Here is a 16,416-nt window from a genome sequence, read left to right on the forward strand (position 1 = left end):
CTCATTGCAGCGCCGGTAATGATCATTCTGCCACTTGCCAGGGGGCCCCCGGGCAGGGCCTGTTGGCCAGCGCGCTGACGCCGGCGACGGCAGCCTTCAATTGCCGGGCGGCGTGGATCACGGCGGCGGGTTCAAGCGCCTGGATACTCGCGTGTAACTGCTGCAGGTAATCCGACGAATGGCCGGCCAGCTTCGCCTGCCACAACAGCTCTGCCGCCTGATCCAGCGGCAGGGTCGTGGCGTGCAACTGCTGGGCCAGGGCCTGTCGCTGAGCATCCCAGGCGGCTGCATCGAGCACCTGGAGCTGCTCGGGCAGGTGCTGGAGGAACTCCGCGATGTGTTGAAGGATCTCCGTGATGGTTGCGCCAGGGGATTGCACGCCGAACAGCAGGCCGGTCTGCCCATGGCGCTGGCGAACGGCGCTGAAGACGCCATAGCCCAATTGCAGTTCGACACGCAGGCGTTGATAGAAGGGGGTTTGGCAGAGTTGCCCCAGTAACCGCCAGGCTGCTTCGTCGGCCAGGTGGGTGCCGGGTGCCGGGTAAAACAGCAGCAGGGCATGTTCACTCGAGCCCCCGGGCAGGCTCTGCCACTGGAGGCCAGTGCCTGGCGAGGCGGGGTGGCACAGAGAGGCGTTCGCGGTGCCCGGTATTTGTGGCAGGGTGCGGCTCAGGGCTTCCTGGGTAGTGCTGGGTAGCGCCAGGGCCAGCCCATCCCAGCGCGCATTGGCCCACAGTGTTTGCAGAGCTTGTGGATCAGGCTGGGCTGGGTTGTCGCATTGTGGCTGTTCGCTAAATGCCTTGAGCAACTGACGGATCGGCTGCAGTGGCGCTTCAGCGCTGAGGCTTGCCTGTTCCAGCCAGAACGACTCGGCGGGTTGGCTCAGGGCTTTCAAAGCTTGTTGCAGCACGGCGGGCATGGGCGATGGCAAGCCCTGCAACTTCAGCAGCCAGTCCTTGCCGCAGGCGCTGAAGTTCAGTTCCACGCCGGCTTGTCGGGCATCCTCACGCAGTGCTTCCAGGCTGCGCCGCAACCGCGCGTGCAAGCCCATCGGGGCTGGCGAGGCCAGCTGCCAGCGCAGGATCAGGGCCCCGCCAGCAGGGTCTGCTGGCAGTGCCTGGCTGAAGCTCAGGGCCGAGTGTTCCTTGCGGCCCCGGGAACGATCCTGGGCAAAGGTGCGCAGCCCGCGATGAGCGCTGGTCTGCCCACGAATCAGCCCGGCCCGCGGAGCCTCGAGCGTGCTGCGCAGGAAGGGGTTGGCAGGAGGCAGGCGCCACGCGTGGCTGAAGTTGGCCACAGGCTGGGGCTGCAACTGCTTGAGCAGCGACTTGAGGGTGGCGAGCCCCGATTCGTCCAGGGCGGCGGCCGTCTGCCGGCTGTCCCGCCGAGTCAGTTCCAGCGCGCTGGCGACCTGGAGCTGCCGTTGTTGCAGCAAGGCATATTCTTCTCGCAGCGGTGCCCAGTCGGCCTGAGCGCTGAAGAATCCCAGCCACTCCATCAGCCGTTCGCGGACCTGGGCCGGGGCCGTCACGGCGTCGCTGTTCAGGTTGAATTCCAGGTGCAGCAGGGCTTGCCCGGCGAACTCATACACCGGCACGGCTTTCAGGCTTTGCGCCAGTTGGCGTTGCTGCAGCTCGGCCAGCAGGCCGCCGGGCTTGGCCGATTGCAGCCAGGTACAGAGAAAGTCCAGGGCGCTGGCGGCGCCTTCGGGCAGGTGTTCAATGGCGAACAGCAGGTCCAGACGCGTTGCCTCATGCTTCTGATAAGGCTGGCCAGCCGTAGCCAGCAGCGCAGGAGGCGGTGTCTGTTCCAGGCGCTGGCCGCTCGGCAGGCCGCTAGCGTAGCGTTCGGCCAGGGCCCGGAGTTCTTCCAGCGGCTGCGGGCCGGCGAGGCTCAGGAGCATTTGCCCGGCTTGGTAATAGTCGCGATAGAACTGCTGCAGGGCCTGTTGAAAGGCCTTGTTGGGCAGGTTCAGGCTGTAGCGGTTGCCAGCGTGAAAGGCCCTTAGCGGGTGCCTGGCGGACAGGCCGGCAAACAGTGCGAATTGACGCTGCGCCGTTGCATCCCGGGACCAGGCAATGAATTCCGCGTGCAGGACTTCGCGCTCCCGATGCTGGTCTTCCAGGCTCATGCGGGGGTGGGCAAGCATCTCGCACAGGCGCTCCAGGCCGCCGGCAAAGGCGCTGGTGGGCAGTTCGAAAAAGAACTCGGTGGCGCGTTCGCCAGTTCGCGCGTTCAGTTGCCCACCCTGGGCACGGACATAGGCCATCAACCCCTGTTCGGCAGGAAACCGCTCGGTGCCCAGAAACAGCAGGTGCTCCAGAAAGTGTGCCAGGCCCGGCCAGGCCAGCGGCACATCGTGGCTGCCGGCGGCAACCCGCAGTGTTGCGGCGCAGCGTTTCAAGTGGGGAGCATGACGCAGGGAAATCCGCAGGCCGTTGGCCAGGGTTTCCAGGTGGGGCAGAGGGTGGTTCGGCGCGGGCATGAGCACTTCCAGAACAGAGAAGCGCTCATGCTAGCGGATATCTCCGGATCAGCGCTTGCTCAGGTCGTCGTAAAGCTCGGGGCGGCGATCGGCAAGGTAGCGATTGAGCGCCCGGGATTCGTCCATCAGCTGACGATCCAGGGTGCCGATGATCAGCGCTTCGTCGAGCCCGGCCAGGGCGATCCGGCTGCCGTCGGGGGCGGCGATGCTGCTCTGGCCGCAGTAGCGGATCTGCTCTTCCTGGCCACAGTAATTGGCATACGCCACGTAGCACTGGTTCTCGAAGGCCCGGGCGCGGATCGTCACGTCGGCGACGAAGTCGTAGGGAATCATGTTGGCGGTTGGTACCAGAATCAGCTCGGCACCGGCCAGGGCCAGGCGCCGGGCGTTCTCCGGGAACTCGATGTCGTAGCAGATCAGAAAACCGAGCTTCCAGCCGTTGAGCTCCACCAGTGGGAAGTCATCTTCGCCAGCGCTGAACATCGAGTGATCGAGGTCGCCGAACAGGTGGGTCTTGCGGTAGTTGCACAGGCGCTGCCCGTGGGCATCGATCAGTTGCACGGCGTTGTAGATCTGGCCGTCGGCGCTGCGCTCCGGGTAGCCGTAGAGAATGGCCGTACCGGCGGCCTGGGCAATGGCGGCGATGCGCTGGGCCGAGGGGCCATCCTGGGCTTGCGCCAGGGCCCCGACCGCCTCCACACCAATGTTGTAGCCGCTGAGGAACATCTCCGGCAGCACCAGCAGATCGGCATCGGTGGCTTCCATGGCCACCTGATGCAGGCGTTGCAGATTGCCGGCCACATCCAGCGGTTGCGGCGGGCACTGATACAGGGCGACGCGCATGGTCTTCACTCCTATCACTGGCAGACCGGCCACTGTAGCCGCTGTCGCGGGTTTGCACGACACCTCCACAGCGGCTGCCTGCGGAGGGTAGTGGCGAGCCGGTTGCCGGTTTCAGTCGGCCAGGGCGATAGGCCCGATCTCGTGGAACACATCCCCCGGGCCCGGGTTTTCGGCGTGGGTTGCACCACCGAAGTGCTTCATGATCCCCCACACGGCGTTGAGCGAGGTCTGCACCGCGCCCTCGACCCAGGCCGGAGTCCAGGACACATCGTCGCCGGCAATGAAGATGCCACGCTGTTCGGCCGGCATATCGTCCTGCATGAAGTGCGCGTACATGCGCTGGTTGTAGCGGTAATGGCCCGGCAGTGCGCCCTTGAAGGCGCCGAGGAAATGCGGGTCGGCTTCCCAGGACACGGTGATCGGGTCGCCGATGATGCGGCTGGCGATGTCCACGTTCGGGTAGATTTTCTTCAGCGCATCCAGGGCCAGCTTCACGCGTTTTTCCACTGGCTGCGGGAGCATCTTCAAGGCGTCGCTCATCCACGAGTAGGACAGGCAGATCACCCCCGGCTTGTCGTCGCCGTTGTCGAACAGGTAGGTGCCACGGGTCAGGCGGTCGGTGAGGGTCATGCTCATCAGGTCGCGACCGGTTTCCGGGTCCTTGTCCTTCCAGAACGGTCGGTCGACCATGACGAAGGTCTTCGACGACTGCATGTAGCGGGTGCGGTCCAGGGCCATCCACATCTTCTGCGAGAACAGCGATTCCTCGCATTCGATCTGGGTGGTCAGCAGCCAGCTCTGGCAGGTGGTCAGCACCGCGGCGTATTCCCGGGTGTCGCCCCAGTTGTCGGTGACGCTGAAGCGGCCGTCGGCGGCACGGGCAATGCGCTTGACCCCGGTGCGTGGCGCGCCGTTGTGCAGCGAGCTGAGGCTGGTGCCGGCCGGCCAGTGGGCGCAACGCTCCGGCACGTGGCGCCAGATGCCCAGGGGCACTTGCTCGACGCCGCCCACCACCAGGTGCTGGTGGTCGTCGCAGTTGGTCATGACCACGCGGAAGATTTCCAGCATCGAGTTGGGGAAATCCGAGTCCCAGCCGCCGGTGCCGAAGCCCACCTGGCCGAACACTTCCCGGTGGTGGAAGGACAGCTTGGCGAAGGCTTTCGAGGTGGCGACGAAGTCGTAAAAGGTGCGGTCGTCCCACAGCGGCACCAGGGTGTTCCACAGCTCCTTGAGGCGTGGCACGTCGCGGTCGCGAATGGCTTGCTGGATCTCGCTGAAGCGCGAACCGTCCTCCAGCGCATCAGCCCAGGCGTCGGCGACTTCCTGGAACAGCGCCGGCAGGTCGGCAAGTTTCTGCGCGTAGTGAGTCTGGCCTTCCAGGTCAATGACGGTACTGCCCGAGGCCGGCGTCAAGGGGTTGGGAAAAGGCTTGGTCTTCAGGCCGAGCTTGTCGACGTAGTGATAGAAGGCCGTGGACGACACCGGAAAGCGCATGCCACCCAGCTCGGCGATGATCCCTTCGGCGCCTTCGAAGGCCTGGGAGCGCAGGCGGCCACCCATTTTCGAGGCTTCATAGACCACCGGCTTGAGGCCCAGCTTCATCAGTTCGTAGGCCGCCACCAGCCCGGCGATACCGGCGCCGACAATCGCCACTTCGGTGCCGTGCTGGGCTTGGGGAATGCTGCCCAGGCCGGCGGGATGCTCGATCCAGTCGTCAAAGGCGAATGGGAAATCCGGGCCGAAAATGGTGATCGGCTTCTTACCGTCTGCAGGATGGCGATTGTTCTTGTTCATGGCTGACCTTGGCGGGCGGCTCAGCAGAGTGCTGAGTATAGGAAAAGATGGCAGCCATTCTAGAGAGGGTGAAACACGTAAATAAGACGCAAACTGTCGTCGTTATGCCTTGTTATTTATCGATATGACGAATTATTGATTAAAAGTGACGAAAAGACGGGGCGCGCCTTACAGCGCGTGCCCACGATCGATCTTGCTGCTGAGGATGATCGAGGTGGTGGTCTTTTCCACTCCGTCGACACTGCCGATCTGATCCAGCAACTGGTCCAGCTGTTCCGGCGAGTCAGTGCGCAGCCAGGCCACATAGTCGAATTCGCCACTGACCGCACAGAGTTGCTGGACTTGGGCCATGCCACTCAGGCGGCGCAAGACTTCCTTGCCGGAGCGCGGTTGGACCTTGATCCCGACATAGGCCTGCAAGCCGCCATCGACCACCCTTTGGCCCAGCCGCACGCCATACCCGGTGATGACCCGGCTCTTCTCCAGGCGCGCCAGGCGCGAGGTCACGGTGGTGCGGGCGATACCCAACTGCCGGGCCAGCATCGCCACACTTTCGCGGGCGTTGATCTGCAAGGCTGCGATCAATTGACGGTCGACTTCGTCAAGAACGGGAGGGCGGCTATCGGACAAGGTGGGCTCCTGCACGGGTATCGAGGGAGGGCACATGTTACAGGCTCCCGTGCACCCTCGCTGCAGCTCCCGGAGGACGTGGCGGAATCGGTAACCAGGCTCTGCAGGTCGGGAAGTTTTTTGAAACAAATGGCCTGCGACAGATTGTCATAAGTAACCAGTTAGTACATTCTCGCCACTAGGTTTAAAGATGGGAGAGGTTTTACGATGAACAACACGAGGGCTGCCGCCGGCGGCCAATATGTGCTCGCGGGGCTGGGCATCCTGATTGCCCTGATCGGGCTGGGCCTGGCCGGAGGCGGGGGGTATCTCCTCAGCCTGGGCGGCAGCGCCTATTTTCTGTTGATGGGCTTGGCGATGCTGGTTTCCGGGCTGTTGATTGCTCGTCGCAATCCACGTGGCGCCTGGCTGTACGGCGTGGCCCTGGTGCTGACCGGCATTTGGGCGGTATGGGATGCGGGCTGGGAATACTGGCCGCTGGTTTCGCGGGTGCTGACCTTTGCAGTAATCGGTCTGGTGGTGGCGCTGATCTACCCGACCCTGGTACGAGCCTCCGGGGCCCATGCCGGGCGAGGTGCCTATGGCCTGGCAGGGCTGCTGGGGATCGGCGTGGTCGCAACCCTGGCTTACATGTTTGTGCCGACCCACGTGGTCAAGGCGGACAAGGTGCCGGCGATCCAGCCAGTGGCACCGGGCACTGAGCAGAAAGACTGGGCCCACTGGGGCAATACCACCGCGGGCAACCGCTTTGCTGCCCTGGACCAGATCAACCAGGGCAATGTCGGTCAGTTGCAAGTGGCTTGGACCTTCCGCACCGGTGACGTGCCTGAAAGCAACGGCGCTGGCGCCGAAGACCAGAACACCCCGCTGCAGATCGGCGATACCGTCTACACCTGTACCGCCTACGGCAAGGTGTTCGCCCTGGATGCCGACACTGGCGCCGAGCGCTGGAAGTTCGACCCGCAAGGCTATGCGCCAAACTGGCAGCGTTGCCGTGGCCTGGGCTATTTCGACGCCTCGGCGGCCCCGGTCACCGAAGTGTCGGCGCCTGCCGCTGCTCCGGCGGCCTGCACCAAGCGTCTGTTCCTGCCGACCGGCGATGCGCGCCTGATTGCGATCAATGCTGAAACCGGCAAGCCCTGTGAAGACTTCGGCAACCGGGGCACCGTCGACCTGAAAACCGACATGGGCGAGATCAAGCCGGGTTACTACCAGCAAACCTCGACCCCGCTGGTGGCGGGCACTGTGGTGATCGTCGGCGGCCGGGTTGCGGACAACTTCTCCACGGGTGAGCCGCCAGGCGTGGTGCGGGCTTTCGATGTGCGCAGCGGCGAGCTGATGTGGGCCTGGGATCCGGGAAACCCGGCCACCACCAAGCGTCCGCCAGCGGGTGAAACCTATACCCGTGGCACCCCGAACGTCTGGTCGGCGATGTCCTATGACGCCAAGCTGGGCCTGGTGTACCTGCCCACCGGCAACGCCACTCCGGATTTCTTCGGCGGCCAGCGCACCGCGTTCGACGACAAGTGGAACTCCTCCGTCGTCGCCATCGACGTGAAGACCGGCCAGGTTCGCTGGCACTTCCAGACCACTCACCACGACCTCTGGGACTTCGACCTGCCGGCGCAGCCGTTGCTGTATGACATTCCGGACGACAAGGGCGGTGTGCAACCGGCGTTGGCACAGGTCACCAAACAGGGCGAGATCTTCCTGCTCAACCGCGAGACCGGCCAGCCGATTGCTCGTGTCGAAGAGCGTCCGGTGCCCCAGGGCAATGTCCCGGGCGAGCGTTATTCGCCCACCCAGCCGTTCTCGGTGGACATGCCGTCGATTGGCAATCAGACGCTGACCGAGTCCGACATGTGGGGGGCGACCCCGTTCGACCAACTGATGTGCCGCATCCAGTTCAAGGGCATGCGTCACGAAGGCGTGTACACCCCGCCGGGCCTGGATCATGCGTTGCAGTTCCCGGGTTCCCTGGGCGGCATGAACTGGGGCAGCGTGTCGGTGGATCCGACCAGCCACTACATGTTCGTCAACGACATGCGCCTGGGCCTGGCCAACTACATGATCCCTCGCGAGCAGATTGCCGCCGGGGCCAGCGGCATCGAAATGGGCGTGGTGCCCCAGGAAGGCACGCCCTTTGGCGCCATGCGCCAGCGCTTCCTTTCGGCGGCGGGCATTCCTTGCCAGAAACCGCCATTCGGCACCCTGTCGGCCATCGACCTGAAGACCCGCAAGCTGATGTGGCAAGTGCCGGTGGGCACGGTGCAGGACACCGGCCCGCTGGGGATTCGCATGCACCTGCCGATTCCGATTGGCATGCCGACCCTGGGCGCGTCTCTGGCCACCCAGTCCGGCCTGTTGTTCTTCGCCGGCACCCAGGATTTCTACCTGCGGGCCTTCGATACCGGCAACGGCAACGAGATCTGGAAAGCGCGCCTGCCCGTGGGCAGTCAGTCGGGCCCGATGACCTACGTATCGCCCAAGACCGGGCGCCAGTACATCCTGCTCACGGCAGGCGGTGCACGGCAGTCGACGGATCGTGGCGACTATGTGATTGCTTACGCGCTACCCAAGTAAGGGCAGTGCCGCAGCACCGTGAAAAAGCCGCGCAATGCGCGGCTTTTTCATGGGCGCAAGACATGGCGGGGGATGGTCTTGGTGTTCTGGATCCGGCTTGGACGGGGGGACGTTGGCGAGCGTGGCGGTTCGAATTCATCGAAGCGACAGGCACAAAAAAGCCGCGCAGTGCGCGGCTTTGAAGGTGGTGGGCCCACACGGACTTGAACCGTGGACCAAAGGATTATGAGTCCTCTGCTCTAACCAACTGAGCTATAGGCCCTCAGTAGGCGGCGGATTATAACGATGGTTTCTCGGCTGTGCTATCCGAAAAATCGGAAACCCGGATCCGCAGGAAGGCCGCACAGAACTCATCTGCTTCAAGGGGCAGGCTGACGATGTAGCCCTGGATCTGCTCGCAGCCTTCCAGGGCGAGGAAGGTCTGCTGTTCCTGGTTTTCCACGCCCTCGGCAATCACCGTGAACTGCATGCTGCGTCCTAGGGCGATGATCGCGCGAACAATCGCTACGTCGTGGGGGTCGTCTGGCAGCCCGCGAACGAAGGACTGGTCGATCTTGAGGAAATCCAGGGGTAGGCGCTTGAGGTAGCTGAGGGATGAGTAGCCGGTGCCGAAGTCGTCGATGGCCAGTTGCACGCCCAGGCGCTTGAGCTGATGCAGCACTTCCAGGGCTTCTTCGGCCTGGCTCATGATGAAGTTCTCAGTGATCTCCAGCTGTAGCATGCCGGGCTGCAGGTCATAGTCGCGCAGCAGCTGTTCGATGCGCCCCAGCAGGTTGGGCTGGCGCAGTTGAGCGCCGGCGAGGTTCACCGACAGCGGGCCGAAGCCCTCATAGTGCTGGTTCCAGTGGTTGAGTTGCAGGCAGGCCTGTTCCAGCACCCAGTCGCCGATCAGCAGGATCATGCCGTTCTCTTCGGCCAGTGGGATGAAGTGCTCGGGAGGCACCTCGCCGAAGGTCGGGTGGTGCCAGCGGATCAGGGCCTCGGCGCCCACCAGTTCATGGTTGCTGAGGCTGATCTTGGGCTGGAAGTACAGGGACAGTTCATTGCGTTCGATGGCCCGCCGCAGTTCGTGCTCCAGAGCCACCCGCTCGCTGGCCTGGGCGGTCAGGTCGCGGGTGTAGCGTTCAACCCGGTTGCGGCCCTTGGCTTTGGAGCGGTACATGGCGGCGTCAGCGTTCTTGATCAGGGTGGCGACATCGCTGCCGTCCTTGGGGTACAGGCTGGTGCCGATGCTGGCGCTGATGAAGAACTCGTGTTCACCGGCCTGGAAGGGCGCGCTAAAGCAGTTCAGCAGCTTGCTGGCGATGTGATCGGCGTCGCTGGCCTGGTGCAGGCCCGGCAGCAGAATGATGAACTCGTCCCCGCCCAGGCGGGCCACGGTGTCGATGTCCCGCAGCTGCTCCTTGAGGCGCACGGCGATGCCCTTGAGCAGCAGGTCGCCCACCGGATGGCCGAGGCTGTCGTTGATGTGCTTGAACCGGTCCAGGTCGAGGAACAGCACCGCGCCCTGGCTGGCATTGTCTTGCTGGTTGTTGAGGGCGCTCTGCAGCCGGCTTTCGAACAGGGTGCGGTTCGGCAGGCCGGTCAGCGGGTCGTGGTGCGCCTGGTAATCGAGCCGTGCCTGAGCATGCTTGAGGCTGGAAATATCGGCAAACACTGCGACGAAATGAGTGATCTGGCGCTCGCGGTTGCGTACCGCGTTGATGGTCAGCCAATTGGGGTAGAGCTCGCCGCTCTTGCGCCGGTTGGAAATTTCACCCTGCCAGTGGCCTTCCAGGGTCAGCTGATGCCACATCGCGGCGTAGAAGGCGCTGTCGTGCAGGCCCGATGCCAACAGGCGAGGCGTGTGGCCCAGTGCTTCGCTTTCGCTGTAGCCGGTGATTTCACTGAAGGCCCGATTGACCGCACTGATGCGCTGCTGGGTGTCGGTGATCATCACGCCTTCGGCTGTGCTTTCAAACACCGTGGCCGCCTGTTGCAGCTTCTCCTGCATCAGGTGGCGGTCGGTAATGTCTCGGGCAATGGTCAGCATGCAGTCGTCGTCACCGATAGGCAGTGGCCGGCTCGACAGCTCGCACAGGCGGATCTGCCCATCGCTGCGGCGGATGTGGCAGCTGAAGTCGCGGACAAAGCCATCGCGGTGCAGCAGGTCGAGCATCTGTTTGCGCTCGTTGAGGTTGACCCAGATACCCAGGTCCAGGGTCGAGCGATCCAGGGACATGGCGCTGTTGAAGCCGGTGATGCGGCTGAAGCCTTCGTTGACCTCGATCAGCAGCCCATCACGCTGGCGGCTTAGCAGCAAGCCGTCGGGGGAGGCGTGGAAGGCCTTGGCGAATTTTTCCTCGGAGGTCTGCAGTTGCTGCTGGGTTTCCTTGAGCTGGCTGATGTCGCGCACCACCACCACCAGGGCGGGGGTGGTGTCGAGGTCGAAGGGCTCGGCGGAGATCAGGCCGGTGAACAGCTGGCCGTTGTGCCGGCGAAAGGGCATCTCCAGGTTGCGGATACTGCCGGCCTGCAGCCGTTGCAGCAGGCCAGGCCCAACCCCGGGGATGCCCCAGATGTTGAGCTCGGTGGCGGTCTGGCCAATCACGCTCTCGGCGCTCAGGCCGATCTGTTCCTCGAAGGCTTTGTTGACCTCCAGCAGGCAGCCGTCCGACAGCCGGGCGATGACCAGGATGTCCGGGCATTGTTGGAACACCGAGGCGAATTTCTGCTCGGACAGGCGCAGGGCCTCTTCGGTGTGCTTGGTCTCGCTGATATCGATCATCAGCCCGCGCATCACCGGTTCGTGGCCGTGCTCGATCAGGCTGACGATGTCGCGTACCCAGAGGCAGCGACCGTCGGCGGTGATCACGCGGTAGTCGAGGCTGTGATCGCGCCCGGCCTGTACCTCGTGGTCACAGAAGGCTTGGGCGCGGGTCAGGTCCGCGGGGTGGATGATGTTGCGCCAGAACCCTGGGATCAGCCAATGGGCAAGGGGGTAGCCCAGCAGGGCCTCGGCGTGGGGCGATACGTAGCTGTAGGTGAAATCGCTGATGCGCGCTTCCCAGGCAATCGCGGACAAGCTCTCCACCAGGCTGCGGTAGTGGTATTCGCTGCTGCGCAGTTCCTGTTCCAGGGCGACTCTGCGGGAGATTTCCGAGCTCAGGCGGCGGTTGATGCGGATCACTACCGCCAGCACCGTGATCAGCAGCAGGAGACCGGGCAGCCCGTACAGCAGTACATCCGACCAGAAGGTCCGGTGGTCGAGCACGCTGCCCACCCAGTGTTGCTGGATTGCACTGATCTCCTCGGGGCTCAGGTCAGCCAGGACCTTGTCGAGAATGCCCACCAGGATTTTGCTGTCCCGCGGCACGCCCATCGCCAGCTGGTAGCGATAAGGGGTTTCGCCACTGACGTAGAGGCCTTCGAGCTTGAGTTGACGCAGGCTCCAGACGCTGGACGCCAGGTCTCCGACCACCGCATCCACTTGGTCGGTGGCCAAGGCCTGCAGGGCGGAGCTGATATTGGGCAGGGCGACCAGATTCAGGTCCGGATGATGGGTGCGCAGCAGTTCGTGGGGGGCGTAGTTCTCCACCACGGCGACCTTGAGGCCGTAGAGGTCCTGGAGGTTGCGTGGTTGTGCGCCACCGGAGTGGGCAAGGATGACGATGGGAAAATCAAGATAGGGCCGGGTGAAGGCCATGTAGCTCTGGCGCTCCGGGGTCGACATGATACCGGGCAGCAAATCCAGTTTGCCTTGCTTGGCGTCCTCAAGCACCGCGGTCCAGCTCGCGGGCTCGACAGGCTTGAGGGTCACTGACAGGCGTTCCTGGATCAGGTGAATGTAGTCTGCCGCGAGGCCCTGATAGCGGCCGTCCTCATCCCGGTATTCGAAGGGCGGCCAGGAAGCGTCCACACCCAGGCGCAGTTCCGGGTGAGTCTTGAGCCAGCTACGTTCTTCGTCGGTGAGAGTCAGCGCGCCAGCCGTTGCGGTCCAGGTAAGCAGCGCCAGCAGAAGTATGGCCGACAGTCTGGGCATAACCGTCTCGTTATGGCACGGGGAATGTTTCGAGTGTAGACGGGCTATGCGCCGGGGAAGGAAAGAAGGACGGGTTGCAGAAAGCAAAACCCCCAGCTGGGCTGGGGGTCTTGGGCTTACTCGTCGAGGAAGGAGCGCAGATGCTCGCTTCGCGTCGGGTGGCGCAGCTTGCGCAGCGCCTTGGCTTCGATCTGGCGAATCCGTTCACGGGTCACGTCGAACTGTTTACCAACCTCTTCGAGGGTGTGGTCGGTATTCATGTCGATGCCGAAGCGCATGCGCAGGACCTTGGCTTCACGGGCAGTGAGGCCGGAGAGTACTTCGCGAGTCGCTTCTTTCAGGCTCTCAACGGTGGCTACATCGATTGGCGACTGCATGGTCGAGTCTTCGATGAAGTCGCCCAGATGGGAGTCTTCGTCATCACCGATCGGGGTTTCCATGGAGATCGGCTCTTTAGCGATCTTCAATACCTTGCGGATCTTGTCCTCAGGCATTTCCATGCGTTCGCCCAGCTCTTCCGGCGTCGGTTCGCGACCCATTTCCTGCAGCATCTGCCGGGAAATACGGTTGAGCTTGTTGATCGTCTCGATCATGTGCACCGGAATACGGATGGTGCGGGCCTGGTCGGCGATCGAGCGAGTGATCGCCTGACGGATCCACCAGGTGGCATAAGTCGAGAACTTGTAGCCGCGACGGTATTCGAACTTGTCCACCGCTTTCATCAAGCCGATGTTGCCTTCCTGGATCAGATCGAGGAATTGCAGGCCACGGTTGGTGTACTTCTTGGCGATGGAGATCACCAGACGCAGGTTGGCTTCAACCATCTCTTTCTTCGCGCGGCGGGCCTTGGCCTCACCGATCGACATGCGACGGTTGATGTCCTTGATCTCGGCGATCTTCAAGCCGGTTTCGACTTCAAGAGCGGTCAGCTTCTGCTGGCAACGGATGATGTCCGGCTGCAGGCGGGCAATGGCTTCGGCGTACTTGCTCTTGCCTTTGGCCAGCGCCTCGGTCCAGCTTTCATCCACTTCGTTGCCCGGGAACTGGCGCAGGAAGTCGGCACGCGGCATGCGGGCATCACGCACGCAGAGCTGCATGATGGCGCGTTCTTGCTGACGCAGGCGATCCAGGGCACTGCGTACGCGTTCAACCAGGCCTTCGAATTGCTTCGGAACCAGTTTGATCGGCATGAACAGTTCAGCCAGGGCCAGCATTTCGGCGATGGCTTGCTTGTTCTCGCGGCCGTGTTTCTTCAGCGCCTTGCGAGTGACTTCCATCTGGTCGGCGACGGCGCCAAAGCGCTGTGCGGCGATAACCGGATCTGGACCGCTTTCGGCTTCTTCTTCGTCTTCGGTCGCTTCTGCTTCTTCGTCATCGCTGTCGTCATCCGCTTTCGCGGTCTTGGTGTCGACAGGCGGGGGTACTTCGGCGGCAGGCGGCGTAATGCCGTCGTCCGGGTCGATGTAGCCGCTGAGAACGTCGGACAGGCGTCCACCTTCGGTGGTGACGCGAGTGTATTCGGAGAGGATGTGATCAACCGTGCCAGGGAAGTGCGCGATTGCGCCCATCACTTCACGGATGCCCTCTTCGATACGCTTGGCGATTTCGATTTCGCCTTCACGTGTGAGCAGCTCTACCGTGCCCATTTCGCGCATGTACATGCGCACTGGGTCGGTAGTGCGACCAATGTCGGTTTCCACAGCCGCCAACGCTGCGGCGGCTTCTTCAGCTGCTGCTTCGTCGGTGTCGGCTTCGGCCAACAAAAGGGCATCCGCATCCGGAGCACTCTCGAATACGTTGATCCCCATGTCGTTGATCATGCGGATGATGTCTTCCACCTGTTCCGGATCTGAAATATCCTCCGGCAGGTGGTCGTTGACCTCCGCGTAAGTCAGGTAACCCTGCTCACGTCCACGGCTGATCAACTCTTTGAGGCGAGACTGCTGTTGCGCTTTTCCGGACATAACACCCTATCCACTGAAGGTCTTGGCGGGCAAAAAACAAGCCGAGGATTATACCCGAGCTATGACCTCACGCGCCAGTTGAGGTCGGGTTTGATGCGGGAACATTGCGTTTTAGAAGCTCAACCAGCTGTTTTTTCTCTTCGCTACTGAGCTCGCTTTGACGCGATTTCCTGAGAAGTTGCTCTAAAACACGCTCACGTTGGCGAGCGGACAAACTATTAATGGTGTCGAAAAACTGTTGTTCAAGGTTATCTCCGTCGATCAGCCATTCTTTTTCCGCCAATGCAGTGAGCAGGTGCCCTTGCTGAGTGCCGTGCCAGCGCGCCATCAACTGATGGATAGAGCGTAGCTTAGGATTTTTCTGCACGGCTTCGATCAAGGCCACCAGCAACTGGGTGTTGGTGTTGTCGTCATCGGCAAAGTGTCCGGCATCTTCAACTTTTTCTGCCAATTGCGGGTGATGCAACAAGGTGCGCAAGGCTGAAAGGGTCGGTGGTTCCACCGCGGCAGGAATGCGCGGGCCGCGAGGTTGGTCGCGATCACCCTGGCGCTTGCCCTTGCCATTCTTGTCCCAGGGCTTGTTCTCCCACTTCTTGCCGCCGCCATTTTTCTTCGGTGTCCACTCCTGTTGCGGGGCGTATGCCTCCTGGTGTGGCTCATGGTAGTCGGCGTAGTCCGGCATGGCGTCGTAATCGATGCCGGCGTCGTAGGCTGGTGGCACTTCCGGTGGTGCGCTGTGGGCCAGTTGATTGACCGTTTCATTGGTCAGGCCAGTGATTTCACTGAGGCGCTGGCGCATCAGGGTTCGCAGGTTGGCCCCGGGAATTTTTTCGATCAATGGTGCAGCCAGGGTGGCCAGGTGCGCCTTGCCTTCCAGTGAGCGCGGGTCGGCTTCATCGATCAATTGCTGGAAAAAGTAGTCCGCCAGCGGTTGTGCGTGCTGGTTGATTCGGGCCCGGAAGGCGTCGGTGCCTTCGGAGCGGACCAGGGTGTCCGGATCCTCCCCTTCCGGAAGGAACAGGAAGCGTGCGCGGCGTCCGTCCTGCAGGCAGCCCAGGGTAGCCTCCAGGGCGCGCCAGGCGGCCTTGCGTCCGGCCTGGTCGCCGTCGAAGCAGAACAGTACGTTGGGCACGATGCGGAACAGGCGTTTCAGGTGTTCTTCGCTGGTGGCGGTGCCCAGGGTTGCCACCGCGTTGCGCAGGCCTTGCTGGGCCAGGGCAATGACGTCCATGTAGCCCTCGACGACGATGATTTCATCGAGGTTGCGGTTGTTCTTGCGGGCTTCGAACAGGCCGTAGAGCTCCTGGCCCTTGTGGAAGACCGGAGTCTCCGGGGAGTTCAGGTATTTGGGCTTGTCGTCCCCCAGAACCCGGCCACCAAAGGCGATGATCCGGCCGCGGGTATCACGGATTGGGAACATCACCCGGTCGCGAAAGCGGTCATAGCGCTTGCCGGTCTCGGCGTTCTCGATCAGGAGGCCGGCATCGATCATGGCCTTCTGCTGCAGGGTATCGCTGCTCAAGTGCTTGAACAGGTTGTCCCAGCCGGGCGGGGCGAAGCCGAGGCCGAAGTCCCGGGCGATCTCGCCGGTGAGGCCGCGACCCTTCAGGTAGTCGACCGCAGCCTTGCGCGCCGGGTGGCTTTTCAGGGCCTGGCGATAGTAATCGGCGGCAGCCGTGAGTAGCGGATACAGCGGCGAGTCGGTGGGTTGCCGGGGTTTTCGCTGGCCGCGAGTGCTTTCTTCGCGGGGGATTTCCATGCCTGCGGCCTTCGCCAGCTCCTCGACGGCCTGGGGAAAGTCCAGGTTGTCGTGGTCCATGATGAAGCCGAGGGCGTTGCCGCCCGCGCCGCAGCCGAAGCAGTAGTAGAACTGCTTGTCGGGGCTGACGCTGAAGGAAGGGGTCTTTTCTTTGTGAAAAGGGCAGCAGGCGGTGTAGTTCTTGCCGGCTTTCTTGATTTGCAGGCGCGAGCTGACGACATCGACGATATCGGTGCGGTTCAGAAGGTCGTCAATAAAGCTCTGGGGAATAAGCCCGGCCATGGCGTTCTCGTCATCACTGCGCGGAAAAATAGCCCTGGCGACGCTGTCGAAAGAT

At 62.8% G+C, this 16,416-nt stretch carries 8 protein-coding genes and 1 tRNA gene; 1 reads left to right on the forward strand and 8 read right to left on the reverse strand.

Annotated elements, in window-relative coordinates:
• Positions 1 to 22 precede the first annotated feature (22 nt).
• From pqqF to LXM55_RS27795, 4 genes are all read right to left on the reverse strand, one after another.
• On the reverse strand, positions 23 to 2,485 hold the full coding sequence (gene pqqF / locus LXM55_RS27780; RefSeq protein WP_233323327.1) for a pyrroloquinoline quinone biosynthesis protein PqqF: 2,463 nt from the start codon (positions 2,483 to 2,485) through the stop codon (positions 23 to 25).
• Positions 2,486 to 2,533: 48 nt separating this feature from the next.
• On the reverse strand, positions 2,534 to 3,328 hold the full coding sequence (locus LXM55_RS27785) for a carbon-nitrogen hydrolase family protein (protein WP_233323328.1): 795 nt from the start codon (positions 3,326 to 3,328) through the stop codon (positions 2,534 to 2,536).
• Positions 3,329 to 3,439: 111 nt separating this feature from the next.
• Positions 3,440 to 5,122, reverse strand: coding sequence for a flavin monoamine oxidase family protein (locus tag LXM55_RS27790; protein WP_233323329.1), 1,683 nt, complete (start codon positions 5,120 to 5,122; stop codon positions 3,440 to 3,442).
• 168 nt (positions 5,123 to 5,290) lie between these two features.
• Positions 5,291 to 5,752 carry an Lrp/AsnC family transcriptional regulator gene (locus LXM55_RS27795; RefSeq protein ID WP_232643820.1) on the reverse strand — a complete coding sequence of 154 codons (462 nt, stop codon included), beginning with the start codon at positions 5,750 to 5,752 and terminating at the stop codon, positions 5,291 to 5,293.
• Positions 5,753 to 5,959: 207 nt separating this feature from the next.
• Here LXM55_RS27795 and LXM55_RS27800 point away from each other — a divergent pair, with 207 nt between their 5' ends.
• Positions 5,960 to 8,335 carry a glucose/quinate/shikimate family membrane-bound PQQ-dependent dehydrogenase gene (locus LXM55_RS27800; protein ID WP_233323330.1) on the forward strand — a complete coding sequence of 792 codons (2,376 nt, stop codon included), beginning with the start codon at positions 5,960 to 5,962 and terminating at the stop codon, positions 8,333 to 8,335.
• A 185-nt stretch (positions 8,336 to 8,520) separates the two neighbouring features.
• On the opposite strand, the gene LXM55_RS27805 is transcribed toward LXM55_RS27800, so the two are convergent.
• From LXM55_RS27805 to dnaG, 4 genes are all read right to left on the reverse strand, one after another.
• Positions 8,521 to 8,597 (reverse strand) — tRNA-Ile (locus tag LXM55_RS27805).
• Positions 8,598 to 8,612: 15 nt separating this feature from the next.
• Positions 8,613 to 12,356: a bifunctional diguanylate cyclase/phosphodiesterase gene (locus tag LXM55_RS27810; RefSeq protein WP_233323331.1), complete on the reverse strand. Its 3,744-nt coding sequence runs from the start codon at positions 12,354 to 12,356 to the stop codon at positions 8,613 to 8,615.
• Between the two features lie 116 nt (positions 12,357 to 12,472).
• Positions 12,473 to 14,320: an RNA polymerase sigma factor RpoD gene (gene rpoD, locus LXM55_RS27815; protein WP_233323332.1), complete on the reverse strand. Its 1,848-nt coding sequence runs from the start codon at positions 14,318 to 14,320 to the stop codon at positions 12,473 to 12,475.
• 67 nt (positions 14,321 to 14,387) lie between these two features.
• Positions 14,388 to 16,361, reverse strand: a complete 1,974-nt coding sequence (gene dnaG / locus LXM55_RS27820) for a DNA primase (protein ID WP_233323333.1) — start codon at positions 16,359 to 16,361, stop codon at positions 14,388 to 14,390.
• Positions 16,362 to 16,416: the final 55 nt, after the last annotated feature.

The sequence above is a fragment of the Pseudomonas sp. Au-Pse12 genome, assembly GCF_021341665.1.
Lineage (GTDB): Bacteria > Pseudomonadota > Gammaproteobacteria > Pseudomonadales > Pseudomonadaceae > Aquipseudomonas.